A 25,846-nucleotide genomic window follows, 5' to 3' on the forward strand; every position below is an offset into this window, starting at 1 on the left:
AAGACATCTGGGAGGATTTATGTCAACGCAAAGCCAAACGTTTGTAAAAGGCGCCTTTTTCATGGCACTGGCCGGATTAATCTCGAAATTTCTCGGGGTGATCTATGCGGTGCCGCTTTATAATATGATCGGAAGTTACGGAATGGGGCTTTATCAAATCGCCTATCCGTGGTACCTGACCATGTTGACGATCGCTACGGCCGGATTTCCTCTGGCGCTGTCAAAAGCGGTAGCAGAGCGGGTAGCCGTGGCGGATTATGATGGAGCGGACCGAATTTTCGGGCTGTCGCTTCGTCTCATGACGTTTACAGGAATTACCGCATTTCTCATTCTGTTTTTCGGAGCCCCATTATTTGCCGCCATGGCGGGTAATTCGGAGGCCTCATTGGCTATCCGCGCGCTTTCTATCGCAATTCTGGTGGTGCCCCTGCTGGCTGCATTTCGCGGTTATCTGCAGGGACATCAAAATATGGGTTGGTCCGGCACGTCACAGGTGATTGAACAGCTGGTGCGGGTGATCGTGATTCTGTCGGGGACCTATCTCGTTTTGAAGGCGGGGTATGGCGTCGCATATGGAGCGGCGGCTGCTACGTTTGGCGGCGCGGTGGGCGCGATTGCCAGTCTCTTGATCGTGGTTTACTTTGCTTTCAAAATGAGAAAACAACTTCAACATAAAATGACCGGTCAGAACCGGATCGATGTTTGGCCGATTTTAAAAAAACTGGTAAGTTATGCGATTCCCATATCACTTGCCGGTTTGGTGCTGCCCATTGCACAGCAGGTCGATACGAATACGGTTGTCAATTTGCTGAAGTGGAGCGGGGTAACCCGGGAGGCGGCGACCGAGGCGTTCGGGATTTTAACAAACGACGGATACCGGCTGATTCAGCTTCCCGTTTCGTTTGCCACCGCGATTGGTTATTCGCTCCTGCCCGCTGTTTCTGAAGCGATCGCTTTAAAAAATCAAAGTTTGGTGCATGACCGCGTAACCATTTCGTTCCGATTAATCAGTCTGTTGATTTTGCCGTCGACGGCAGTGATGGTAGTATTGGCGGCTCCGATCGACCTCATGTTGTTCGGTCATACAAATGGGGCAAGAGTCATTCAGATCGTCTCGTTCATGGGAATTTTCATGTCGTTTGAACTGATCACCACATTTATGCTGCAAGGGATCGGACAAATGTATCTGCCGGTGCGCAATATGCTCATCGGAACAGGATGCAAACTGATTTTGAACTTGCTGTTCATCCCTTTTCTGGGCATTACAGGGGCTGCCATTTCCGCCTCGCTCGCGTATGCCGTTTCATCCTGGCTGAATGTGCGAAGTGTATTTCGGTTAACAGGCGTCCGTTTGGAATGGGCTTTGATGCTGACACGTCCGTTAACCGCGTCGGTTCTGTTCGGAGGTTTTATATGGGGAAGCTACGCATTGCTGCACCGTTTCCTGAGTCATATGTTTGCTTCGCCGCGCCTGCTGGTTACGCTGGAACTGATGATTGTACTGCTGGTTGGCGGTATATTCTACGTCATTGTAACGTTGTTAATCGGCAGCGTTTCCAAAACGGAGATCTCCTATATTCCAAAAATTGGCGGGCGGCTGGCACGGTTGTTGGAACGCTGGCCCCGATTGATAAAAAGTTGATGAACGGACAAGACAATGAACCATTCATATGGGAGGGCAAGCAATGAACGCACATGAAATTGATTATAAGATCCATGGCGATGACATGCAGTTTGTTTTTCGCCACATTGCGGGGACCAGGCAAAGTATGGGTGCAATCCTTGCCGTTTAGCCGTTTGGCGAGCCGGGTATTTGCGGCGGCACCGCAGACTGGCGGGCGTCGGTCAGAAGAGGGCAGCATTTTAGGCGAATTGGGAGATCTGTTTGACGAAGATTGATGAAAACGAATCAATCGAAAGGCCAACTAAGGTTCGCCTGCGCTTAGGCTTGGCGAAGCCTAGTTTCCTTTACATCTTTTTTGCAAAAATCGGACAGCCAGTTCGCCGCTCTTTTCCGCTTCTTTCCGCAGGAGGGAGAGCGGTTCGCGAATCTGTTGTTTAAATGGCTGCAAGTCGTTTTCAACCGCGCGAATTCGTTCGTTCAACTGTTCAAACGTGGTTTCCGTCACGCGTTCGGCCGGCGGCAAACCTAACCGATGGACAAATCGGTCGATTTTAGGGTCGTAGGAAACAGGCACAAAAGGGACTTCATGCAGAGCGGCCAGAATAAGCGAATGAAGGCGCATGCCGACAATCATGTCAAAATTGGCAATCAGGCTTGAAATGTCACGGAATGAAAACTTCCGATCAAGAATCACAGCCGGCCGATTCATCAGGTTCACAACCTGCTGGGAAACCTCCACATCACCAGGATATTGCATCGGTAAAAAAAGGATTTGCCAACCGCGATCATACAGTGCATCGCAGGTTTGGGCAAGAATTTGCCGGTAAGGATGAGACGTATTCCATGCCCGCACGGCAATCCCGGCCAATTTTTTGCGAGTGCCCGTGTCGTTTGGCATAACGCCGAATTCCTGCAAAATCTGAGCTCCGTGCTGTTTGGAAAACAGGGAGGTATCGATAGCTAATGCCGGATCAGCCGTCACATGAATCGGCGGTTTCAAAACCCCTATTTTGCGCAAATCGTCATGCGATTTGTCGTCCCTCACCGTAATCAGGTCCACTTTGTTTACAATTCGGCGAATCAGATACTTGGAAAATGGGCGATGGACCGGTCCCACACCCTGTGCATAAAACACCACCGGTTTTCGCATCCGTTTGGCAAGCTCAACAATCCCCAAATAATAAATCACACTGCGGGGACTGCTTACGTCCTGCAACAGCGACCCGCCTCCCATAAGCAGCAGATCGCAACGGGACAACTGACGGATAATTTCAATCGGGCTCCATCGGTTAAACGCGGGAATTTTAAACAACTCTTGTGTTCGTTCCGGTTGATTGGAAAGCACAACCGGTTCCGCGTCTGGCCGCAGTTTCTGAATGGCCGACAAGATGCCAAACAATACGGTATCATCTCCCAAATTATCAAATCCGTAATAACCGGAGATGAGAATTCTTGGCAACTTGTCCACCCTCTTTCGACAAAAAAATACGAAAAAACACAGGATAAGTATATCAATTTCGTTTTCATCTGGAAAGTTCGATTTGACGGAATAGGTAAATCATACATGGTAACTCCTGCGGAATGAAGGGAAAAATAAAGCAACCGATCCATTTTTTAAACGGCAGGGGGAGGAAAAAATGAGGCTGCGCAACAGGATATGGTCTATCTGCCTGATGGCCGCAGGGCTGTCATTTTTCGTCCCCAATCAGCATTTGGAAAGCCGCTCTTCGATATATCGCACTGCCATACATTCGGAAGTTCACTCGGCGGATCCCATTCCCATTCCTCCGAATCAACTTCCTGCCGATAAGTTCCCTCAACAGGCTGCAGATGTCCCGCAGCAGCTGGACGCATCGCAAAAAGCTGACAATGTGTTTCCTTTGCAGTGGCTCCCCAATTTTGGCAAACCGTTTTCACTGTTGGTTGTTGGAATTGATTCCCGTGCAGGTGAACCGGCACGTTCCGACAGCCTGTTATTCTCCGTTGTAAACCCCGCTCGGGGTGAAGTGCGAATACTTCAGATACCGCGTGATACGTATGTACCCGTCAAAGGGCACGGTTATACCAAAATCAATCATGCGATGTCATACGGTCAAGTCCCCTTGCTGAAGCAAACGGTTGAAAACTGGTTGCAGACCGACATCGATCATACGGCTGTGATTGATTTTGATGGATTTCGCCAGCTGATTGATTTGCTGGGTGGCGTACCTGTGCGTATAGACAAAAATATGGACTATGAAGATCCGACGGACGGCACATCCATTCACCTCAAAGCGGGTGAGCGAGTATTGAACGGCAAGCAGGCATTGGATTTTGTCCGTTATCGGCACGACGCGGAAGCCGATACCGGTAGAATGCGTCGGCAGCGGCAAGTGCTTTTCGCTCTGGGTGAGAAAAGCCTGTCGATCCACACTGTGCCAAAACTGCCCAAAATACAATCACTTCTTGGGAAACATCTGCAAACCTCCATGTCGATTGGAGAAGTCGCACAGTTGCTGCGAAGCGGGCTATCCATGGATGCAAAACAGACGCATGTGGAAACGATTAAAGGAGTGAATCGGGTAGCCCCGCAGGATGGAATATGGTATTTTTTTGTCGAGAAGGATGAACAAGAGCGTATCCGGAAAATGGTGGCTCAATGGTTGCGGGGGAATTTGGATTGAAATCGGCGGTAAATATTTTAGGGGTACCTTTTAGCTCGCTTTCTTTTGATGAAACAATCGCTTTGATTCGAGACTGGATGGGGGGCAGCGAACCTCGCCAAATTGTAACGGCCAATCCGGAAATTGTGATGTTGGCGAGACGTGACCCCGATTTTTTGAAGCTTCTGCAGCAGGCAGATCTTGTGACGCCTGACGGAATCGGGATTGTATACGCGGCCAAAATTTTGGAAAAGGCATCTGTTGACCGGGTGACCGGAATTGATATTTTGCCCTTCCTGTTTGAGACAGCCAATCAATCCAAATGGCCTGTATATCTGTTAGGCGCTTCTCCGGAATCGAACCGCCGGGCCATTGAAAACCTTTCCCGATTGTATCCGAATGCTTTATTTAAGGGCAGGGATGGATTTTTCAGCGATCAGGAAATCCCCTCCATATTGGAAGAGATACGGAGCTTTACCCCCCGGTTGTTGCTTGTCGGATTGGGGTTAGGCAAGCAGGAGAAATTTATTGCTCGTTATCTTAAACAATTGCATGTGCCGGTATCGATCGGTGTTGGCGGGTGCATTGATATTTATGCCGGAACGGTCCGCAGGGCCCCGCTTGTATGGCGCAAATTGCAATTGGAATGGCTGTATCGGTTATTGAAGCAGCCGAGCCGTTGGAGGCGGCAACTGGTGCTTCCGCATTTTGCCTGGATTGTGATTCGAAAGCGATTGCGGCTGTGAAGGAACAAACTACCATACCGAAGAGGGGGAGCCTTGCCGATATCGTGGCTCCCTTTTCTTTTGCGAATATCTTTTTGGCCAATGAAGAACGATAAATTTGCGATGCAAAGAACGATTGACAGCCGGTAAAATTTAGGATAACATGATAAATCGACTTAAACCATTCTAATTTGACAGTATACAACAGGGGGGATTCCTGTGACGATACGTCGTTACTTATTTACATCCGAGTCTGTGACGGAAGGACATCCGGATAAAATATGCGACCAAATTTCTGATTCCGTGCTGGATGCCATATTGTCGAAAGATCCTAACGCTCGGGTTGCCTGTGAAACCTCCGTTACTACAGGGTTGGTGCTGGTGGCTGGGGAAATCACCACAAGTACATATGTGGACATCCCAAAAGTGGTCCGCGAAACGATTCGTTCTATTGGATATACGCGCGCCAAATACGGATTTGACGCAGATACCTGTGCGGTCATTACATCGATAGACGAGCAGTCCGCCGATATTGCCATGGGCGTCAATAAAGCGTTGGAAGCACGGGAAGGGCAGATGACAGAAGAAGAAATTGAAGCGATTGGTGCAGGCGACCAAGGCTTAATGTTCGGATTTGCTGTCAATGAGACGGAAGAATTGATGCCGCTGCCGATTTCATTGGCGCATAAACTGGCTCGCCGTCTGTCAGAGGTACGTAAAAATGGAACCCTGGATTACCTGCGTCCGGACGGGAAGACGCAAGTATCGGTCGAGTATGAAGGCAACAAACCGGTTCGTATCGATACCATTGTAATCTCTACCCAGCATTCGGAAGAGATCAGCCAGGAACAGATCGACAAAGATCTGCACGAACATGTCATTCGACCGGTTGTTCCGGCGGATTTGTTGGATAATCAAACCAAATATTTTATCAATCCTACAGGCCGTTTCGTAATCGGCGGTCCGCAGGGGGATGCCGGTTTGACCGGACGGAAAATCATTGTCGACACATATGGCGGATACGCGCGTCATGGCGGCGGCGCGTTCTCGGGCAAAGATCCGACAAAAGTGGATCGCTCTGCTGCCTATGCAGCCCGTTATGTGGCTAAAAATATCGTGGCTGCCGGCCTAGCTGACAAATGCGAAGTGCAGCTCGCGTATGCAATCGGCGTAGCGCGCCCTGTATCGATCATGGTTGACACGTTTGGGACGGGGAAAGTGGATGATGAACTGATCGTTGGCCTGATAAAGAATAACTTTGATTTGCGTCCGGCAGGCATCATTAAGGAGCTTGATTTGCGGCGTCCAATTTATCGTCAGACAGCCGCTTACGGTCATTTTGGCCGTTCCGATTTGGATCTGCCTTGGGAGCGTACAGATAAGGCGGCGACTCTCCGACAACAGGCGGGACTATCATAAACGGATAAAATTTTTTTGGTGTCACCCCCAAAAACAAAATTGTCCACCGAATTTCTATAGCATATCACCCTTACCCCATTGCACTGAGGGCATGGCATTTACGCCGTGCCCTCAGACTTTTTTCGACATTGTATGGTATTGGTTGACAAAAAACAGAACCAGATTGCAGGAAAATAGGTCTCTGGTATTGAATAAATAGGTCAAAAGAAGTAGAGGAGGTTTCGATACGTGTCGCCACAACTTGACACACGAATCCTCGACAACGCCATATCAGCGACTCTGCGTGCAATTGAACAGGGGAAGTACCAAATTTATGAAATCGCGGATGTATCGCGCAGTGAGTATCAAGCATTGGAACGGGATTTGGCCGCTGTTCAATTGCAGGTTTACGAGACGGTGAAAAACGTCGACCGACTGGAGAGCGCACTGCGGAAAGCACGGCAGCGATTGGCGCTTGTCAGTAAAAATCACGCGCAACACTCGGAAGAGCAGGTGCGAGAAGTTTATATAGAAGCAGAAAAAGTGCAACATGAACTTCTTGCTGCACAGGAAAAAGAAAAACGTCTTCGGCGGAGGAGAGATGAACTGTCGCTCCGGCTCAAAAACTTGGGGGATCTGGTTTCGAAAGCGGAGGAACTTGTGACCCAGCTTGGTGTTGCTTTTAACTACCTGTCGGGTGAACAAAAAGAGATCGACGTGATGCTGCAGACCGTTGAGGAAAAACAATACTTGGGCAGCCGGATGATTCAGGCGCAAGAGGAAGAACGCCGGCGGTTGGCGCGGGAGATTCACGATGGGCCTGCCCAAATGATGGCGAATGTAGTGTTGCGTGCGGAATTATGCGAGAAAGTGCTGGATCGGGACATTGACCGCGTCCGGGAAGAACTGCAAGATCTGAAACAGATGGTGCGGGACAGCCTGGCGGAAGTTCGGCAAACCATTTTTGACTTGCGGCCCATGGAATTGGATGATTTGGGACTTGCCCCCACATTGCGCCGTTATCTGACGAAATTTCAGGAAAAATACGGGATCCAGACCGATTTTGCCCTGGTCGGCAAAGAGCGAAGGCTGTCAGGGGCGTTTGAAGTGGCCATTTTTCGTTCTGTTCAGGAAGCCCTTAACAATATAGCGAAACATTCCGAAGCAACGCTCGCTTCCGTTAAGCTGGAGTTGGAAAATCCGGAGATTCTTGTGCACATCCTTGATAACGGCAAGGGATTTGATTTGAAAACATCGAGAGGCAAGAAAGAACAGGGTCATTACGGGTTGTTGGGGATGCAAGAGAGAATTCAACTGCTAGGGGGTAAGGTTGAGTTCCGAACCAGGATCGGAGAGGGAACCAAAGTGATTATTACTCTTCCGATAACGAATCAAGGAGGCGTTCAAGTTGACTCCCCATAGTCCGATCAAAATTGTACTGGCGGATGACCATGCACTCTTTCGTCAGGGACTAAGAAGAATTTTTGAATTGGAAGACGATTTTACCATTTTGGGAGAAGCGGTAGACGGACAGCAGGCGGTGACGCTATCTGCCAACCTGCAGCCGGATGTTATCCTGATGGACATCAATATGCCCCAAAAAAGCGGCGTGGAAGCAACCAAGTTGATTAAGCAAGCCTACCCTGCCGTTAAAATTTTGATATTATCCATTCATGATGATGAGGCATATATTTTTGAATCCATTCGGGCCGGTGCCAACGGTTATCTTTTAAAAGATGTCGAATCGGAAGTGTTAGTAGAAGCTGTCCGGCAAGTTGCAAATGGAACAGCGTTCATTCACCCTCAGATTACCACCAAATTATTAAACGAGTTTAAACGTCTGAGCTACAACGCAACTGATCACGCATCCGCTCATGAGGAGGCGGCGGCAGCCGTTGAACAGGAGACATGGCGGGAGCTTTTGACGATTCGAGAGATGGAAATCCTTCGTTTAATGGCGGAAGGAAAAAGCAACCGAATGATTGGTGAGGCGTTATTCATATCTGAAAAAACAGTGAAAAATCATGTCTCTTCTATTTTAGGTAAACTTAATGTAGACGACCGCACGCAGGCGGTCATTGCAGCAGCCAGGAACGGTTGGGTAAGGTTATGACGAACGCCTAATAGAGGGCGCGCATATAGTGACACCACAAGGGAGGTGTTCGGTATGCTCGCTCTTTTGATTTGGGCGTTCGCTGCTTACGGGATTGTCGCCGCGCTCTATCAGGTGGTTCGACTTTATGAATCCCCTTCGATCAGTGAAGGTCACAGGTTTACGTTAGTATTGGTGGTTCGCAACGGAGAAGCGTACGTGGAAGGTTTACTGCGTTTTTTGTTGGTGCGTTCGTTTTTCTTAAAAAATGATCTTCATATCCTTGTGGTGGATACCGGCTCAGAGGATTCGACCCGGGAAATTGTCAGTCGTTTGCAGGAGAATTATTCAAGAATTGAATTGATCGGAACTGACCGGGAATACGACGGGGGATTGCTGGAATCTGTGTGGTCATCAGCAGATCAGGATAGTCCTTTTGCCCTATATGATCTTCGGAGCTGGAAAAACACCAAAAGAATTATCCCTTATTTTAAAAGGGTTTTCGGTTAATGAGGAATTTGTATAAAAATAGTCGTGCAGACCTATGTACTATTTTGTCGACACATGTAAAATTAAAGACAAGGAGCGAGTCAATCATCAAGGGCAAACCTCGTCGAAAGACAGGGACGCAAAGCCATGGGTCTAAAGCTTCCCCAAAGCAATGATAGCCAGGCTGCTGATTGTTCCGGGTGAATTGCTCAATCCCCCAAAAGGTTTCCTCATTGACCCTTTTGGAATCCCCCTACCCCCCACAAACTAAGAGGTTCCTTATTCCAAGGAACCTCTTAGTTTGTGTTTTCGCTGTTTTTGTTTTTCATCACCCTTTCACACGATTTTTATAAAAACTTAATACTTTAATGCTATCCTTATAGAAGAGAATTTTGAGGAGTGAAATTATGCAGCGTATGGCTGAATGGATGGTCGGAAGAGACATCCGGGCGTTCCGCTGGATTAATGGCGCCTGCAAATGTTCGTTCTTTGAACAGTTGATGCCTGTAGTTACACATCTGGGTGGAACTGTTTTCTCGATTGGCATGTCGCTGGTTTTTTTGCTGCAGAGTGATCCGTATTGGCGCTATGAAGGGGTTCATTTGGCGATCAGCCTGTTGTTTAGCCATCTGATTGTGGCCGCTTGTAAAAAGCTGCTGCCGCGCCATCGTCCCTATCAGGTTCTGGAGAATGTATTTACGGGACGAAAACTTCTGACAGATGCATCATTTCCATCTGGCCATTCAACAGCCGCCTTTTGCTCGGCGACTGTTTTGTCAATTGCGTTTCCCGTCTTGTCTCCGGGTTTGTATGCACTTGCGGCTTTAACCGCCAGTTCACGTGTATATTTGGGACTGCACTATCCGTCAGATGTGGCGATCGGCGCTGTATTGGGGACAGCGGTCCCGCTTTGGCTGGCATGACTGTGCCAAAGTTCTTCTATGACCGTACAATAAGGATTTTTACTTAAATTTACAAATAATTAACCATTTAAATAAACTCCATCGGTATACTGATAAGACAAAATGTGGAATTTTGTCGAAGAGGGCGGAGAGAACGATGGGGAATCGACAGAAGAGTATTTTGTTGCTGGATGATAGTTTTATAAACGAAAGGTTTTTAAAACGATTGAATGGACAATTGAAAAAAGGTCAAGTGGGATTCATTTATCTGGACATCAAACGATTTGGTGATGTGTACCAGACCCGTGGACAGCTATTTTGCAATCGTGTATTGCAGACGCTCAACCAGATCATTTTGAGGTTCGAACAGGAAAAATGGGAAGGATGTTTCTCCCGGCGAATGTTAGGGGATGATCTGTTTTTATTTTTTCTTTTGCCAGATCAAAAAGTGGATCTGTTTTCTGATTTTGCGTACCGATTGCGGACCGAAGTGGAACAACAACTGAATGCGGAATTGAATCTTCCCGAAAAGGAACTGGAATTATATGTAGGAACATCGATCTTTCATTCCGTATCTTCGAAAAACATCTCAAACGAACTGTACCGCGGTTTGAAACAGGCGATGCAGGATGCGAAAAATGAAGCTCAACTGGAACAGATTGAGCGACGGAAGGAATTTTTCCGAATTCTTGAGCAAAAATTGATTCGAGCTGTCTATCAGCCGATTATATCGCTGTTAACCGGTGCGGTCTACGGATATGAAGCTTTGGCAAGAGGGCCGCAGGGAAGCGGTTTTGAAGCTCCGCTCGACATGTTTTCATATGCGGAACAGATGGACAGCTTGTATCATCTTGAAAAAGTTGCCCGGGAACAAGCGATTTCCGGATTTCGGTGTGGGGAAACAAACAGTAAGCTGTTTATCAACCTAAACGCAAACGTGATCAATGATCCGTTTTTTACTGCGGGTGAAACGGCAAAGTTATTACGCAGAGTGAATTTGACACCACAGCAGATCGTTTTTGAAATCACGGAGCGACAATCAATCGAAGATTTTCCGTCATTCGTTAAAGCAATCAATTATTACCGCAAACAGGGGTATCGGATCGCAATTGATGATGCGGGGGCGGGCTATTCCTCCTTACAAGCGATTGCGGAAATACGTCCCGACTATATCAAAATCGACCGATCAATCATCCATCAGATTGACAGTCATCATGCCAAACGGATTCTGTTGGAGACACTGGTAACGTTTGCGACAAAAATGAACTGTAAAATTATTGCCGAAGGTATTGAAACCACACAGGAACTGAACACGGTTCTCAAAATCGGGGTTCATTGCGGTCAAGGATACCTGCTGGGCCGTCCGAAGGCGGGATTTGAGGAAGTTTCTGCTGAAATTGTCAAGCTGATCAAGCGAAATCAATATGTGCCGACAACGCAGGGATATTCCGGCGCTTTGAAAGATATTGTCCGTCCTGTCAAAACGTTTGAAGAGGGGACCGTGACGCAGGAGATCGTGTCCTACTTTAATCGCTTTGAAGACGAAAGTGGTGTCGTGATTGTTCGTGAAGGCCGGCCGATCGGTTTAATCATGCGGGAAAAACTGTTTCAGGCGCTGGCCTCCCAATACGGCGTTCCGTTGTATTGGAAACGTCCTGTGTCAAAACTGATGGACGGAAATCCGATTATCCTTGACGAAAATACAGGTGTGGAAGACGCATCCAGAATCGCCATGGTAAGGGATCATCAGCGAATCTATGATCTGTTGATTGTCACCCGGGAAGGCAACATTTTAGGCGTGGTGACGATTCACTCCATTTTGGATACGATTACAAACGCGAAACTTGAGTATGCAAGAGACATGAATCCGTTGACCGGATTGCCCGGTAACCGATTGATAGAGATTGAATTGGATAAACGTATTCAACTTGGCCAGGATTTCTCTGTTATTTATGCCGACCTGGATCGATTTAAGGAATTTAACGATCGATGTGGTTTTCGGGAGGGAGATCAGGTAATTCGTGGATTGGCCAACTTGTTGCTGAGCGTTTTGTCAAATGCTTCGGTGAAAGATGATTTTCTGGGCCATATTGGCGGCGATGATTTTATCATTATCACAAATCATCCGAGCCCGCAGGAAATTTGCCGCCAAATTATAGAACGTTTTGACAACGAACAATCCGGACACGGCCCCACCATTTCACTGGCGCTCTTGCGCTGTTCGGGAAATGACCTGAAGGGGTTTTCCGCCGAACAGTTGTCGAACCAGGCGGTTCAAATAAAGAAGATCGCAAAGAGCCAGGCTGGCAGCGCTTTTGTGGAAAGAGAAATGTCTTAGCTATGTGATAAGATTTTTAATTTCTGAAATCTGTTTTTGGGTATGTGTATAACCGATTTGGATGCAGAGTTCCAATTTTGAAAAGTCCAGAATGTCGATTGAATCTACTTCCGGGTGGAGCACAAAGTCTGCCTTTTTGCGGATTGACTTCGATTGGGTCGCCAGGTTGATGTTGATCACTCGGGTCATAAGCGAGGACAGCGAATCGAAGCGGGAGCGAACCGGATTGGCAAATACCAGATTCACCGCAATCACCTTGTCAGCGCCTAACAAGCGTGCCGCGTCAACCGGACAGTTTTCCAGGAGGCCGCCATCCACAAACATTCTGTTGCGGTACATAACAGGTTGGAATAGAATCGGTATCGAGAAACTTGCCTGCACGGCGTCAGCTAACAAGATGTCTGTCACGATGTCCCGAGCGGTGTCGTCCGTGTGCAATGGGCGCGAAGAGAATATGACAGGTTTGGCTTGTATAATGTCTGTTGCGAGAAATGCGACAGGCATTTTTAGTTGGGACATTGAAACGTTTCGGGTTTTCTTTGCGATCATATTGCGCAGCCGTTTTCCTTTAATTAAACCGGTAAATCGTGCCTGCCTCCCCATTGAGCGGAGAATGGACCAATAATCAAAATCCAGGTAATGTTTTCCGATAGTAGGAATTAGCTTAATTAATTGGCTGCTTGTAATTCCATATGCATAAAGTGATGCGATAATCGCTCCGACGCTTGTTCCCGTCAAACAATCGATCTGAACGTTTGCTTCTTCCAATGCAAGCAGGACTCCAAGGTGCGCGCCACCTGCCACGCCGCCTCCGCCTAATGCTAGTCCTATTTTTTTCACGCCCGCCCCTCCCGAATATCTCATTTTCCTCTCCAGTTTTTGAAAAACGGTTCCTTTTTATCTACACTGCCGAGAAGATCCCTTCTTCAATGAAGTAAGGAGGGGAGGAATCGGCATTTCTTCAAGAAGCAAAATGGTGCCCCGCGCTTTAAGAGCAAGAAAAATCCCACTCAATCCTACACAACCAAATTCACGAACGGGAATATTGAAGTCATCGGAAACCGGATGAAACTTCCGAAATTGGGTCTGGTCAAATTTTCCAAATCGCGCGAGGCGGAAGGACGTATCCTATCCGCTACGATCCGCAGGAATCCAACAGGCAAGTATTTCATATCGATTCTTTGTGAAGTCGAGATTCAACCCTTACCCTCGCCAGATTCAGCGATTGGAATTGACCTTGGCATTACGCATTTTGCCACTCTCTCTATCGGAGACAAGATCGATAATCCCAAATATTTGCGCAAGTATGAAAAGCAACTTGCGAAATGGCAACGTATTTTGTCCCGTCGCCAGAAAGGGGGCAGCAATCGTGAGAAAGCACGTCTGAAAGTCGCACGGCTTCACGAAGCCATTCGGAATTGTCGTCATGATTTTCTGCATAAACTGTCTACTCGACTCGTTCAGGAAAACCAACTGATTGGGATCGAAAACTTGCAAGTAGAAAATATGATTTAAATATTGCTTAACAATTGCTCAACATTTCGATGCTACAATGATGTCACATTTTGCGATTTTCGGCACAACACGGGGGCGTGGCGATGAAAAAGCAGAAAACGTTAAGCGGTCAAATTTCTTTGGCGGTAGCTGTCTGCGTGACGGCAGCCGTTTTACTCACGGCCGGATTAGTCTATTTTCAAGCGGAAAAAGTGATGCGGGCAATGGTCATAACCGATCTGCAACGTACGGGGATGATTATGAAAGAGAAAGTCACACTGCTCATTAGTTCGATTGATTCGGCCCAACTTCCGGGTCAAATGGAATTTGAGATGCTAAAAGAGTCCACTCGAATGAATCAGAAAGGCTGGGAGCCAAAACAGTGGATGATTGATACAAATAGCGGGAAAACTGTCATTAATTTAGCGAAAGAAGAACCTGCACCCGATTTGCTGAAACAAATCAGGGGCAGCCAAGAGGGAGTATTGCAAGTCAAAAGAAACGGTCAAAATCGGACCATTTTTTTTGAGGCCATTCCGGAAAAAGGATGGTGCTATGTGCTTGACGTTTCACAAGATGGTTACTTGGCTCCTGTCCGCTATATCCGGACGGTCACATTATGTATAGGTGTCGCAGTATTGGCGGTGGCCGTACTGGCTATGATTTGGTTGATTCGGTTATGGATAAAGCCTTTGGCAAGGATCAGAAAAGTGATGGAACAAGTGGCGAATGGCGACTTGCGGGACCGAATGGATGAAACGAACGGTGTCAGAGAGATTACGGATGTGGCGAAAGGTTTAAATTTTATGTTGGAAAGCATTAATGAGATGGTGCAAGTACTGGAACAGGGAATTGATTCAGGGAAAAGGTCAGCAAACTCTATGTTGCAAGCGATTGATGAATTCGCTCAACAGTTCCGCTCGACTTCCGAATCGATGAATGTGATGGGGCAAGGGGCCAAACAGCAGGCCAGTGCCTTGGATACTTCTGTTTCATCAATGGAATCGATGAGTCGTCGGGTTGTTCAGTTGGTTGGTATTATGCAGGAGGGCAGCAGCATTACAACTCAAATGAAAGACGAGATTGAACAGGGATTGGTTGCTGTTGAAAAAAACACGGACCGTATGCAGCTGGTTTCCGATCTAACGGAAGAAATCAATCAAACGGTACTGCGATTGGCGGATGGAATGAAGCAGATCAGGAACATTCTTGCGACCATCCAAGGGATTGCCGGACAAACCAACTTGTTGGCTTTAAACGCATCGATTGAAGCTGCCAGGGCAGGTGAAGCCGGGCGGGGATTTGCTGTGGTAGCGGAGGAGGTACGAGTGTTGGCTGATCAGAGCAAAGTGGCAGCGGAAGAAATTTTACAGTTTACACAATCGATTGAACGTGAAGCGGAACTGGCGGTAAAGAAGACTCTGGTCGGTAAGCAAGAGGCGGAACAAGGTGTTTCGGAGGCAGTTTATGCGAGGGACACTATGCAAAAAGTTTATAAGGGCATTGAATCGACACAAAAAATGGTGGCCGACACGGTGAGTGTAATGGAACAGTGGGCATCACAAGTCCAGGAAATTGAACAGACGTTATTTTCCGTGCGGCAGGTGTCGCACAATACATTATCCAGTTCTATGCAGATTGAGTCGATCAGTGCCGAACAACTGGAAAAATCGAAACAGCTGCAGACCGGGGCAGAGGAATTGGTTGATGTAATGAATCGTTTAAATGATAAAGCCCGACAATTTGTCGTTTAGGGTGTATTTACAATTTCTTAACAATACTGACATGGTTTGTTTACAATGGGCAAGTACAATGAAGAGGAACTTAAGACTTGAAGGGGGATTTAACTGGATGTTAAGCGTATTGTCGAAAAGAGCGATTGGTTTTGCAATGGTTGCTACATTGGGTCTAGGTGTGTTGACCGGTTGTGGATCTTCGAACCAGCAGGGATCACCGGCACCGAGTCAAGGCGGCGGTGCTCAAGAGTTAACTGGTACAGTAACGGCTTCCGGTTCGACCGCATTGCAGCCGCTTGTTAACCAAGCTGCAAAAGACTTTATGGATAAAAACCCGAAAGTTACGGTCAATGTGACAGGTGGCGGCTCCGGTACGGGCCTTAAGCAGGTAGCTGACGGATCTGTGAACATTGGGAACTCCGATGTCGCGGCAGGTCCGGAATTTAAGGATGCAAACCTGAAAGAGCATATTGTGGCGATTGCGCCGTTTGCCATCGTTGTAAATGAAGGAGTTACTGTGGATAACCTGACCAAAGATCAGGCGGCAAAAATCTTTGAAGGTCAAATTAAGAACTGGAAAGAAGTTGGTGGACAGGATGCTCCGATTACAATTGTGCACCGTCCGGAAAGCTCCGGTTCCCGTAAACTGGTGCAACAGATTGTATTGGACGGCAAAGAGTTCACCAAAGAGGGTGTAACGCAAGATTCCAGCGGTGCTGTTGCAACAGCTGTAAAGAGCACCCCGAACTCGATTGGTTATGTGGATACGCCTTATCTGCAACAGGGCATCAAAGCTGTAAAGTTTGATGGTGTGGCATTCAGCAAAGACAACATTAAAAATGGCACTTACAAGCTGTTTGGATCAGAACGGATGTATACGAAAGGTGAACCTACAGGTGCTGTAAAGGCATTCCTTGACTTCATTCTGTCGAACGATTTCCAAAACAATAGAGTAGAACAACTGAAGTTTCTGCCTGCCAATTTGCTCCAAAAGTAATTAAATAACTTTAAGCATACAGATTTATGGTAAACTGAGGGCGGTGATTTTCACCGTCCTGCTGTCGTTTCAAAATTATTCAAGGGGGTCGTTCCATTGGCTTCTATAGAGGCCGGAAGGGCAATGTTAGAAAGTTCTTCGTCCGACAAATGGTCCAGAAGACAATCGCGTACGGATCGGACCATGCACCGGATTTTTATTGGCAGTGCAGTGCTCGTATCTGCCGTGATTTTTTCAATTATCCTCTTTGTAGGATATCAAGGTCTCCAGACATTTCGGGATGTTTCACCGGGCACATTCTTTTTCTCGGCCGATTGGACACCTGACCAGAATCGATTTGGAGCGTTTTCGTTTATTTTCGGAACGTTTGCGTTAACCGGTTTGTCAGTAATATTCTCAGTTCCGTTTGCTATATCGGGTGCTATTTTTATGGCGAAAATCGCGCCTAATTGGATGCGGGAGATTTTAAGGCCTGCTACAGACCTGTTTGTTGGGATTCCGTCTGTCGTATACGGTTTTATAGGTCTGACAGTGCTTGTACCGTTTCTTGCCAAGTTGACCGGCACAATTGGTTATGGAATGCTGCCGGCTGCCATTATTCTGGCTGTTATGATCCTTCCGACGATCTTGTCTGTGTCGGAAGATGCGTTGCGTTCTTTGCCGGAAAGTCTGGAGGAAGCTTCGCTCGCGCTGGGGGCGACACGTTGGCAAACGATTTGGCGGGTACTGCTGCCGGCAGCCCGACCGGGTATTTTGACAGGGGTCATCCTTGGCATGGGACGCGCAATGGGAGAAACGCTGGCCGTTTTTATGGTATTAGGAAATTCGCCAAAGATGCCGAAATCATTGCTGGACTCTACGACTGTCCTGACGACGGCAATTGTGAAGGACATGCCGCATACGTTTTACGGCACGGCTTGGAATAATACGTTGTACTTAATGGCGTTGATTCTGCTCCTGATTTCGATGCTCTTAATCCTGATTATCCGGCTTGTATCCAGAAGGAGTGAAGTGCAATGAAGGGTAAGTTAAGCGATCGTATTGCAACCGTCTATTTTTGGATACAAGGGTTATTGATTGTTGTGATCTTGGGCTGGTTCTTATACCGGATTTTGAGTACCGGATTGCCTCAATTATCCTGGAAATTTATTACCGGGCGTCCGGAAGAAATTTTGGCAGGCGGCGGTATTGGGCCACCGTTGTTCAACTCTTTTTACATTTTATTTTTATCGCTTTTGTTTTCGTTGCCAATTGGACTGGGAGCAGGCATTTATCTGGCCGAATTTTCGAAGAAAAATCGATTTACTGATTTCATTCGGTTGTCAATAGATTCTCTATCTTCTGTCCCGTCCATTGTATTGGGATTATTCGGTGCATTGTTGTTCGTTAACCTGCTGAATTTGAAGTTTTCTATTATAAGCGGTGCGTTGACTTTAGCATTGCTGAATCTGCCGGTTTTGGTCAGGGTGACAGAAGAATCGCTGCGTGTGGTGCCGTCGTCGTATCGGGAAGCATCTCTTGCGTTAGGCTCAACCAAATGGCAAACGATTCGAAAAGTGTTGATTCCTGCTGCGCTGCCAGGTTTAATTACCGGTGTCACATTGGTTGCAGGCAGAGCGTTAGGGGAAACGGCTTTGCTGATCTATACAGCCGGTCTTTCCGTGTCACGCTATTTTCCCGATTTTAATCCAATGGCGATAGGGGAAACGTTGTCGGTTCATCTTTGGTACATTCAGTCGCAGGCGATTGTTCCTGATGCGAAAGAGATTGCGCAGGGGAGCGCGGCATTGCTCGTTATCGTAGTATTGATATTTAACCTGTTAATCGCGATTCCGAGCCGCTTGATCCAGAAACGACTGTCAGGGGGACGATCATGAACGAGGTTACAGACAAAATCAGAGCCGACAAGCTAAATCTTTTTTATGGTAAAAATCAGGCTCTTTATGATATTGATTTACGCGTCAAAAAAAATTCGGTTACCGCATTAATCGGCCCGTCCGGTTGCGGGAAATCCACATTTTTACGAACATTGAATCGAATGAACGATTTGATTGAAGGTGTCACAATCACCGGTGATGTGATTGTTGATGGACAAAATATCTATTCGGATGGAACGGATATTGTGTCGTTGCGCAAACGGGTGGGCATGGTATTTCAGCGTCCCAATCCGTTCCCGATGACGATTTACGACAATATCGCGTATGGACCGCGAATTCATGGAACCAAGAAAAAATCGGTACTTGACGAGATTGTGGAACGCAGTCTGATGCAGGCCGCTCTCTGGGATGAAGTAAAGGACCGGTTGAACAAATCCGCTTTGGGACTGTCGGGAGGTCAACAGCAAAGGCTTTGTATTGCCCGGTTGTTAGCTGTCGAACCGGACGTATTATTGATGGATGAACCAACATCCGCATTAGATCCAATCTCCACTCTGAAAGTAGAGGAACTGACGCAAACTCTAAAAGAGCGTTATACGATCATTATCGTGACGCATAATATGCAGCAAGCGGCAAGAATTTCCGATGTTACAGCGTTTTTCCTGAATGGTTATTTGGTGGAAACGGATGAAACGGATAAAATCTTCACTTCACCCACGGATCAAAGAACAGAGGACTATATTACAGGTCGTTTCGGTTAAGGAGGAATAAAATGGAAACGCGTTCAAATTTCCACCATTCTCTGGAAGAACTAAAAGCGGCTCTTTTGAAAATGGGGACACTTGTGGAAGAGGCGATTTATCAGGCGGTTAAGTCGTTGGCCAAATCGGACCTGAAATTGGCGCGGCAGACGATCGAACAGGATGATCAGATTGATGAAATGATGATTAACATTGAGGCGATGTGCATGCGGTTAATCGCCTTGCAGCAGCCTATGGCCAGTGACCTTCGGATTATTGGAATGGCAATGAAGATTGTCACCGATTTGGAACGAATCGCTGACCATGCGGTTGATATTGCCAAGACCACTATACGCTTGTCGGGGGAGCCTCTTGTCAAACCGTTAATCGATATACCCAAAATGGCCGATCTTGCCAAAGAAATGCTGCGGGAAGCGTTGACTTCCTACGTGGAAAGAAATGAAGCGCGGGCAGAAGCGTTGGCGGCGAAGGATGATGAAGTCGATAAGTTGTATACGGCTATTTTTGAAGAAATTGTTGGCATGATGGGGGAAAACCGATCTGCAAACCGTCAATTGACCCATTTGTTAATGGTGGCTCAATATTTGGAGAGGGTCGCGGACCATGCCACCAATATCGGTGAATGGGTGATCTTTATGATTTCCGGCAAAAGACAGGATCTTAATATATAGTCAGAGTCGCATTAAACCCCCTGCGAAAAAACTTAACAAAAACTTTACAAAAACTTTTCAAAAACAAACTTGCAAAATCCATTATAATTACTTTGTTTTGACAAAGTTCTACTTTCTCGCAGGAGGGTGCGACCGTGTTTAAAAAACAGAACCAATTTTTCGATATGTTGCTGCAGGTAACGGAAAATATTTCAGCGGCAGCTGCGGCTTTTCAGAAGGGATTGAAAAATTACCAGAACGGAGAGCAGCTGTTCGCCGCAATCAAACCGTTCGAGGCTCAAGGGGATGAATATACACATCAAATTATTCGGGCGCTCAATGCAACATATATGACACCGATTGATCGAGAGGATATTCTTGCTCTGGCGTCAAAGCTTGACGATGTTTTGGACGGGCTGGAGGCGGCTGCAAACCGTTTTGATCTGTTCCACATTTCGGCTGTGGATAACTTTATGCATGATTTTGCCGCTAACATTATGGACTGTGCAAATGAACTGGAACAGGCAATGAAAGCGTTGCATCGCAGGAAAATGTTAGAAATACGTCAATACACGGTTCGCATTAATGAGCTTGAAAATGTAGGGGACAAACTCATGCGTGATTCGATCAAATCCCTGTTTGCCCGTACTTCAGACCCTGTGGATATTATTAAATACAAAGAGCTGTACGAATTGTTAGAAGGTATTTCGGACAGTTACGAAGACGTAGCGGACATTCTTGAATCGATTGTCATGACAAACGCGTAAGGAGGATTGTCATGACATTGATCTTTATCGTTGTACTGCTTGCTCTTGTGTTTGATTTCAGCAATGGTTTTCACGATACGGCCAATGCGATTGCCACTTCCGTCTCGACAAAAGCGCTTCCACCAAGAACTGCTGTGATCTATGCCGCTGTTCTGAATTTTGCAGGTGCCTTGGTGTTTACGGGTGTGGCCAAATCGATCGGAGGTAAGATCGCGGATCCAGCTCATATTCCGAACGGAATTCTGATTGTAATCGCGGCATTGCTGGCCGCGATTGCCTGGAATCTGATTACTTGGTATTTCGGAATTCCTTCCTCTTCTTCTCACGCTTTGATCGGGGCTCTGACAGGTGCGGTAGTGACAGGAGCCGGTTTGCACGGGGTGAACTGGACAGGGTTTTCCACCATTCTGGAGGCTTTAATTCTTTCGCCTATACTTGCATTTGTTACTGGTTATATCATAATGACAATTTTAAAGTTACTGGTTCGAAATGCTTCGCCCCATTGGACTAATAAATGGTTTCGCGTTTTCCAAATCATTTCCGCTGGTATGCAGGCGTTTTCGCATGGTTCCAATGACGCTCAAAAATCGATGGGGATTATGGTGTTTGCATTAGTGGCAGGCGGGTTTCAAACAGAACTGGATGTCCCGCTTTGGGTAAAAATTTCAGCTGCACTCGCTATGGGGTTGGGGACTTCTGTCGGTGGCTGGCGAATTATCAAAACGATCGGGTCCAAAATCATCAAATTGGAACCAGTTAACGGGTTTGCGGCTGATTTGACGTCGTCACTAGTCATTCAAGCAGCCACCGCACTTACTTTGCCGGTTTCGACGACTCACGTTGTGTCTTCTTCGGTGATGGGGACCGGAGCAGCCAAACGGTTTCGCGCAGTTAAATGGGGAGTGGCCGGCAGGATCGTGCTGGCATGGATTATTACCATTCCGATTACGGCTGTACTGGCAGGCGGATGCTATCTGGTTTTAAACCTTTTCATGTAAAATACACTTGATAGGCAATTGAGCCGGAGGTTGGAAAACTTGTCGGCGCCGGGGGTGCAAGAAAGATGTTCCGGATTTTGATTGTGGAAGATGAGGAATCGATTCGAAAACTGGTTCAGTATAATCTTGTACAAGCAGGCTATGAAATATTGGAAGCGGATAATGGTCTGACAGCGATTGAAATGGTGAAAACGGAACGGCCGGATTTGGTGATCCTGGATGTGATGCTGCCAGGGCTGAATGGGGTTGAGGTCTGTCAGCAGATGCGGAGGCAAGGTCTATCCACCCCGATCATCATGCTGACCGCAAGAGATGATGAAGTAGACCGTATTCTTGGATTGGAAATGGGCGCGGACGATTATGTAACCAAACCGTTTTCACCCAGAGAATTGGCTGCGCGCGTCAAAGCGGTACTGCGACGGAGCGGGGATGATGCTGCAGACACGGCGGGTGTATATCAGTGCGGGGATATTTCCGTTGACATTAACAAATATGAAGTGACCATTCGCGGTGAGAAAGTCGATCTTACGCCCCGCGAGTTTGAATTGCTTCATTATCTGATGAAAAATAGGGGGCGTGTGTTGGCCAGGGACCAACTGTTGGACAAAGTCTGGGGATATGAATTTGCCGGCGACACTCGAATCGTAGATGTTCATATTTCCCATTTGCGGGATAAGTTAGAGAAAGAGCCAAAGAATCCCCGATATATCAAAACGATCCGCGGGGTCGGGTACAAATTGGTCGAAGGGGAGGCGTAAAGTGAGAGGGATCCGCGGCAGAATCACGTTTACGTATCTGGTTTTGATCGTGTTGACGCTAGTGGTCGCCGGAATCTATACGCTGCAGTTTGTGGAACGTGTGTATATGGAAAACATACGCAAAACGTTAATCGATGAAGCAAAAATCGTGTCAAATTGGGTGGCGCCGTATATGGTGGCACCCCAATCTACTTTAATGATGATTTCAGACGTGGCAACGGTGGTGAAAGACGCTACCGGTAAACGAATCTCCGTATTTGATCAAAAAGGGGCATTGGTTTTTGACTCGACATTCCGTACATCAGATATTAATACGCAACAAAAGGAAATCCAGGACGCGCTTCAGCATCAGGTAGGAACGGAGATTCGACCCGATCCGCAGATTGGTACAAACGTGATAAATGTGGCAGTACCAGTAACCGGTGGTGACAACGTGTTAGGGGTTGTGCGAGTGAGTATGCCGCTATCCGAAACTTACAGGGAACTGCGGGGGATATGGGAATCAATCGGAATTTTCCTCTTGCTGGTGGCGCTTATTTCATCTGTAGTCGGAATGTATTTCGCTTCAGGAATCGCCCGTCCCATTGAGGCAATCACCCGTGTCACGCGAAGAATTGCAAGTGGAGCTTTCCATGAACGGGTGCGTTACGGCAGCCAGGATGAACTTGGATTGCTCGGTCAATCGGTAAATCTGATGGCGGAGACTTTGTCCAATCAAATTGAAGATTTGACGCAGGAGAAAAGCAAGCTGGAAGCGATTATCGCCAGTATGGAATCCGGGGTTATGGTAGTTGATCGGACGGGCCGGATTCTGGTTGTGAATAAGGCCACGGAGAATCTGCTTCAGCACACGGATAAAAATCTGCTTGGGAAGTGGCATTGGGAAGTCGGCCGCTCCTATGGACTGTCTACATTGATTGATGAGGTGCTGTTGACAGGAGAATCCCGTCGAAAAGAGATTGTGCTTCCTACGGTGCCTGAAACAAACGTTGAGATTTATGGCGCCGCCGTCAAAGGGATTCATCAAACGGCAGTGGGCGCCGTTATTGTATTGCATGACGTTTCAAAATGGAGACGAGTAGAGCAAATGCGAACCGAGTTTGTGGCAAATGTATCGCATGAATTACGAACTCCGATTACGGCTGTTCGCGGTTTTGCAGAGACGCTGCTCGATGGAGCGGCAGATGATCCTCTCATGCGTCGGCAGTTTCTCTCCATCATTTACGAAGAATCAGGACGGCTTCATCGGCTGGTGAATGATCTGCTCGAACTGTCGAAAATTGAATCGGGTCATCTGACCTTTCAATTTTCCATGTGCGATTTGAATGAACTGGTGTCCCGTACAGTAGAAAAATTAACTCATCAAGCGGAGCAGCTCCATTTGCAAATTGATACGCGTTTGGCGCCGCAGCCTGTTTTTGCTGAAGTGGCGCGGGACCGTATTTCACAGGTGATTATCAATCTGGTGGGCAACGCCATGGCGTATACGCCGGAAGGCGGCAAAATAGAAGTGGTGGTGGAGGAGGCCGACGAACAGGTAACCATTCATGTGCGGGATACGGGAATTGGGATTCCGAAAGAAGATCTCCCGCGTTTGTTTGAACGGTTCTATCGGGTCGACAAAGCCCGTGATCGCAGGTCAGGAGGCACCGGCCTGGGGCTGGCCATCGTCAAGCATATTGTGGAAGCGCACCAAGGAACTGTTTCTGTGAAAAGTGAGTTGGGGAAAGGGAGCGTTTTCTCGTTTATCATCCCTAAGCGACAAACCGGAAAGCAGTAAAGAAAACCAGGCTTTCGCCAAGCTGAAGGTTTTGGCGGAAGCCTGGTTAGACTTATACACAGTTCTGCGCGGTTTGCTATAATAAACCAGACGGATTTAAAGGAGGCGCTTTGATGTCGAATATCGCAATTGTGACGGATAGCACGGCCTATCTTTCGAGTGAATATATTGAAAAACACCAAATTAAGGTAGTTCCCTTATACGTGAACTTCGGGGATGAATCGAGGCGGGAAGGCGAGGATTTGTCGACACGCGAGTTCTGGAATCTGCTGCCTACCTTAAAATCGCTGCCCAAAACTTCACAGCCGTCTGTAGGCGAATTTGTGCAGGCGTTTGAAGAACTGTTGAAAACGCATGATTCGGTGATCGGAGTATTCCTTTCGGCTGCGTTATCCGGTACGTATAATTCGGCAAAAACGGCCGCTGGAATGGTGGAAGGCGATATTACGGTCATTGATTCCCGACTGACCAGTTATGTATTGGAATCGATGGTGAAAGAGGCAGTTGAAATGAGGGACGCAGGCAAAAGCAAGGACGAGATTGTGGCTCGATTGGATCATATCGTGTGGAACAGCAAAGCCTATTTTGTGCTCGATTCACTGGAGCATGTGCATAAGGGCGGCCGTATTTCGGGGGCTGCCGCGTTGCTGGGATCGCTTCTGCAGGTGAAACCGGTTTTGTTTATCAATTCAGAAGCCAAGCTGGATGTATTTGATAAAGTACGGACCCGGCGCAAGGCATTGGACCGGATTGTCGATCTGTTCCGGGAAGACTGGCAAAAGGCGGCGGGCGCCCCTGTCCATCTGGCGGTCGTCTACGCGGACAACCTTGCCGATGCAAAGCAGTTTCAGGAGCGTGTCATAAGTGAATTTCCTGATATCAATCCGGAACTTAGCGAACTGGGTTCGGTTATTGGAACCCATGCGGGTCCCGGCGTCCTAGCGCTGGTTTATTACTTCGGATAGGATGTGGTTCACATTCATCGTAAGTGGACAGGTTTCTGGGAAGGGCTGCTGGATCTGCTATACCCGCCGGAAGAGGTATGCGTCTGTTGCCTCGGGAAAATACATACGGGAACGGAGAGTGATTATGGCCGGGCGGATAACTGGCAGGAACAAATTCAATTGTGTTCCCGATGTTATGCAGAGCTTCGTCTAATCGATCCTCCTTATTGCATGCTATGCGGTCGACATATGGAACGACAAGGCGGGGAACAGTTGCCGTTGTTCTCACGTTGTCCCGAATGTATGCGTGAAACTTCCTTCCTGATGGCCCGCTCCTATGGAAAATACGAAGGCGTACTCCGGGATCTGCTGCACCGTTTTAAGTTTACCCGTGAACAGGAATTGATCTCTGTTTTGGGTCATTGCATCAACGAAGCATGGAATCGTCATTTTGCCGACCGCCAAATCGATTGGCTGGTGCCGGTTCCTGTGCATCCTGATCGATTGCGTGAACGGGGATACAACCAAGCTGAGATGCTGGCCCTCCATTTATCTTCCTATTCAAACATCCCCGTTTTGTCTGCTCTGCAACGCACTGCTCATTTAAAAGGACAAGTAACCCGTGACCGGCAGGAAAGACTGAAAGCGCTGCAATCCGCTTATGTATGCCATTCTATTCATCAGAGTCAGGTACAGGAACAAAGAATATTGTTGGTAGATGACATATATACCACTGGCTCCACTTCAGAAGCGTGCGCCCGTGCTTTGCGGCTGGCCGGGGCAACAGAGGTATATGTGATAACCGTAGCGAGATAAAAGAAAGGTTTTTTCTAATACGCAAACCTTTTTAATCGTTGCTGGAACGCCGTTTGTC

The 25,846-nt window shown here is 47.4% G+C and carries 23 protein-coding genes, 2 pseudogenes and 1 riboswitch; of the genes and pseudogenes, 23 read left to right on the forward strand and 2 right to left on the reverse strand.

All coding sequences use genetic code 11. The features are described 5' to 3' along the window. The first annotated feature begins 19 nt into the window (after positions 1 to 19). Together skT53_RS14440 and skT53_RS14445 are read left to right on the forward strand one after the other, a co-directional pair. Positions 20 to 1,642: a putative polysaccharide biosynthesis protein gene (locus skT53_RS14440; protein WP_200758257.1), complete on the forward strand. Its 1,623-nt coding sequence runs from the start codon at positions 20 to 22 to the stop codon at positions 1,640 to 1,642. Between the two features lie 92 nt (positions 1,643 to 1,734). Continuing rightward, positions 1,735 to 1,899, forward strand: a pseudogene (locus skT53_RS14445) (TIGR00266 family protein); the annotation flags it as partial. A 59-nt stretch (positions 1,900 to 1,958) separates the two neighbouring features. Here the strand turns inward: skT53_RS14445 and csaB are convergent. Next, on the reverse strand, positions 1,959 to 3,083 hold the full coding sequence (gene csaB / locus skT53_RS14450) for a polysaccharide pyruvyl transferase CsaB (protein WP_200758259.1): 1,125 nt from the start codon (positions 3,081 to 3,083) through the stop codon (positions 1,959 to 1,961). A 178-nt stretch (positions 3,084 to 3,261) separates the two neighbouring features. On the opposite strand from csaB, the gene skT53_RS14455 reads away from it, so the two are divergent. The 8 genes from skT53_RS14455 to skT53_RS14490 all read left to right on the forward strand — a co-directional run bounded on the left by skT53_RS14455 (position 3,262) and on the right by skT53_RS14490 (position 12,210). Further along, complete coding sequence (locus tag skT53_RS14455) at positions 3,262 to 4,287, forward strand: LCP family protein (protein WP_200758261.1); 1,026 nt, start codon at positions 3,262 to 3,264, stop codon at positions 4,285 to 4,287. Beyond that, positions 4,284 to 5,012: a WecB/TagA/CpsF family glycosyltransferase gene (locus skT53_RS14460; protein ID WP_200758263.1), complete on the forward strand. Its 729-nt coding sequence runs from the start codon at positions 4,284 to 4,286 to the stop codon at positions 5,010 to 5,012. Before skT53_RS14455 ends, skT53_RS14460 begins: the two co-directional genes overlap by 4 nt. Positions 5,013 to 5,210: 198 nt before the next feature. After that, positions 5,211 to 6,410 carry a methionine adenosyltransferase gene (gene metK, locus skT53_RS14465; protein WP_200758265.1) on the forward strand — a complete coding sequence of 400 codons (1,200 nt, stop codon included), beginning with the start codon at positions 5,211 to 5,213 and terminating at the stop codon, positions 6,408 to 6,410. 228 nt (positions 6,411 to 6,638) lie between these two features. Next, on the forward strand, positions 6,639 to 7,811 hold the full coding sequence (locus skT53_RS14470; protein ID WP_200758266.1) for a sensor histidine kinase: 1,173 nt from the start codon (positions 6,639 to 6,641) through the stop codon (positions 7,809 to 7,811). Further along, positions 7,798 to 8,502, forward strand: a complete 705-nt coding sequence (locus tag skT53_RS14475; protein ID WP_200758267.1) for a response regulator — start codon at positions 7,798 to 7,800, stop codon at positions 8,500 to 8,502. Before skT53_RS14470 ends, skT53_RS14475 begins: the two co-directional genes overlap by 14 nt. Positions 8,503 to 8,556: 54 nt before the next feature. Next, on the forward strand, positions 8,557 to 8,991 hold the full coding sequence (locus tag skT53_RS14480; protein WP_200758268.1) for a glycosyltransferase: 435 nt from the start codon (positions 8,557 to 8,559) through the stop codon (positions 8,989 to 8,991). 82 nt (positions 8,992 to 9,073) lie between these two features. Further along, a riboswitch (cyclic di-GMP riboswitch) is annotated at positions 9,074 to 9,162 on the forward strand. A gap of 215 nt (positions 9,163 to 9,377) precedes the next feature. Next, positions 9,378 to 9,893, forward strand: coding sequence for a phosphatase PAP2 family protein (locus skT53_RS14485; protein WP_200758274.1), 516 nt, complete (start codon positions 9,378 to 9,380; stop codon positions 9,891 to 9,893). A gap of 136 nt (positions 9,894 to 10,029) precedes the next feature. Then, complete coding sequence (locus skT53_RS14490; RefSeq protein ID WP_200758276.1) at positions 10,030 to 12,210, forward strand: GGDEF domain-containing protein; 2,181 nt, start codon at positions 10,030 to 10,032, stop codon at positions 12,208 to 12,210. Here skT53_RS14490 and skT53_RS14495 read toward each other — a convergent pair whose 3' ends face one another. Beyond that, entirely contained in the window at positions 12,211 to 13,050 is an 840-nt protein-coding gene (locus skT53_RS14495) for a patatin-like phospholipase family protein (RefSeq protein ID WP_200758278.1), read from the reverse strand. It lies immediately after the preceding gene. Between the two features lie 117 nt (positions 13,051 to 13,167). Here skT53_RS14495 and skT53_RS14500 point away from each other — a divergent pair. The 13 genes and pseudogenes from skT53_RS14500 to skT53_RS14560 all read left to right on the forward strand — a co-directional run. After that, positions 13,168 to 13,722: pseudogene (locus skT53_RS14500) on the forward strand (RNA-guided endonuclease TnpB family protein); the annotation flags it as partial. Positions 13,723 to 13,808: 86 nt separating this feature from the next. After that, positions 13,809 to 15,458 (forward strand): methyl-accepting chemotaxis protein, encoded by a 1,650-nt coding sequence (locus skT53_RS14505; RefSeq protein ID WP_200758282.1) that lies wholly within the window; start codon positions 13,809 to 13,811, stop codon positions 15,456 to 15,458. 97 nt (positions 15,459 to 15,555) lie between these two features. Further along, positions 15,556 to 16,437, forward strand: a complete 882-nt coding sequence (locus skT53_RS14510) for a phosphate ABC transporter substrate-binding protein (protein WP_200758284.1) — start codon at positions 15,556 to 15,558, stop codon at positions 16,435 to 16,437. 123 nt (positions 16,438 to 16,560) lie between these two features. Next, positions 16,561 to 17,457, forward strand: a complete 897-nt coding sequence (gene pstC, locus skT53_RS14515; RefSeq protein WP_200761000.1) for a phosphate ABC transporter permease subunit PstC — start codon at positions 16,561 to 16,563, stop codon at positions 17,455 to 17,457. Beyond that, on the forward strand, positions 17,454 to 18,314 hold the full coding sequence (pstA, locus tag skT53_RS14520) for a phosphate ABC transporter permease PstA (protein ID WP_200758286.1): 861 nt from the start codon (positions 17,454 to 17,456) through the stop codon (positions 18,312 to 18,314). The genes pstC and pstA overlap by 4 nt, the downstream gene beginning before the upstream one ends. After that, positions 18,311 to 19,075 (forward strand): phosphate ABC transporter ATP-binding protein PstB, encoded by a 765-nt coding sequence (gene pstB / locus skT53_RS14525; RefSeq protein WP_200758288.1) that lies wholly within the window; start codon positions 18,311 to 18,313, stop codon positions 19,073 to 19,075. The genes pstA and pstB overlap by 4 nt, the downstream gene beginning before the upstream one ends. 11 nt (positions 19,076 to 19,086) lie before the next feature. Then, positions 19,087 to 19,746, forward strand: a complete 660-nt coding sequence (gene phoU, locus skT53_RS14530) for a phosphate signaling complex protein PhoU (protein WP_200758290.1) — start codon at positions 19,087 to 19,089, stop codon at positions 19,744 to 19,746. A gap of 134 nt (positions 19,747 to 19,880) precedes the next feature. Then, positions 19,881 to 20,492 carry a DUF47 domain-containing protein gene (locus skT53_RS14535; RefSeq protein WP_200758293.1) on the forward strand — a complete coding sequence of 204 codons (612 nt, stop codon included), beginning with the start codon at positions 19,881 to 19,883 and terminating at the stop codon, positions 20,490 to 20,492. An 11-nt stretch (positions 20,493 to 20,503) separates the two neighbouring features. Next, positions 20,504 to 21,490, forward strand: coding sequence for an inorganic phosphate transporter (locus skT53_RS14540; protein WP_200758295.1), 987 nt, complete (start codon positions 20,504 to 20,506; stop codon positions 21,488 to 21,490). Positions 21,491 to 21,555: 65 nt separating this feature from the next. After that, a complete protein-coding gene (locus skT53_RS14545; protein WP_200758297.1) occupies positions 21,556 to 22,248 on the forward strand; it encodes a response regulator transcription factor in 693 nt (230 codons plus the stop codon). Between the two features lies 1 nt (position 22,249). After that, on the forward strand, positions 22,250 to 24,028 hold the full coding sequence (pnpS, locus tag skT53_RS14550) for a two-component system histidine kinase PnpS (protein WP_200758299.1): 1,779 nt from the start codon (positions 22,250 to 22,252) through the stop codon (positions 24,026 to 24,028). 113 nt (positions 24,029 to 24,141) lie between these two features. Further along, the gene (locus skT53_RS14555; RefSeq protein ID WP_200758301.1) at positions 24,142 to 24,993 is read left to right on the forward strand and encodes a DegV family protein; all 852 of its coding nucleotides are present in this window, start codon (positions 24,142 to 24,144) and stop codon (positions 24,991 to 24,993) included. A gap of 228 nt (positions 24,994 to 25,221) precedes the next feature. Further along, positions 25,222 to 25,788 (forward strand): ComF family protein, encoded by a 567-nt coding sequence (locus skT53_RS14560; RefSeq protein ID WP_200758303.1) that lies wholly within the window; start codon positions 25,222 to 25,224, stop codon positions 25,786 to 25,788. Positions 25,789 to 25,846: the final 58 nt, after the last annotated feature.

The organism is Effusibacillus dendaii (genome assembly GCF_015097055.1).
In the GTDB taxonomy this organism is placed as follows: domain Bacteria; phylum Bacillota; class Bacilli; order Tumebacillales; family Effusibacillaceae; genus Effusibacillus; species Effusibacillus dendaii.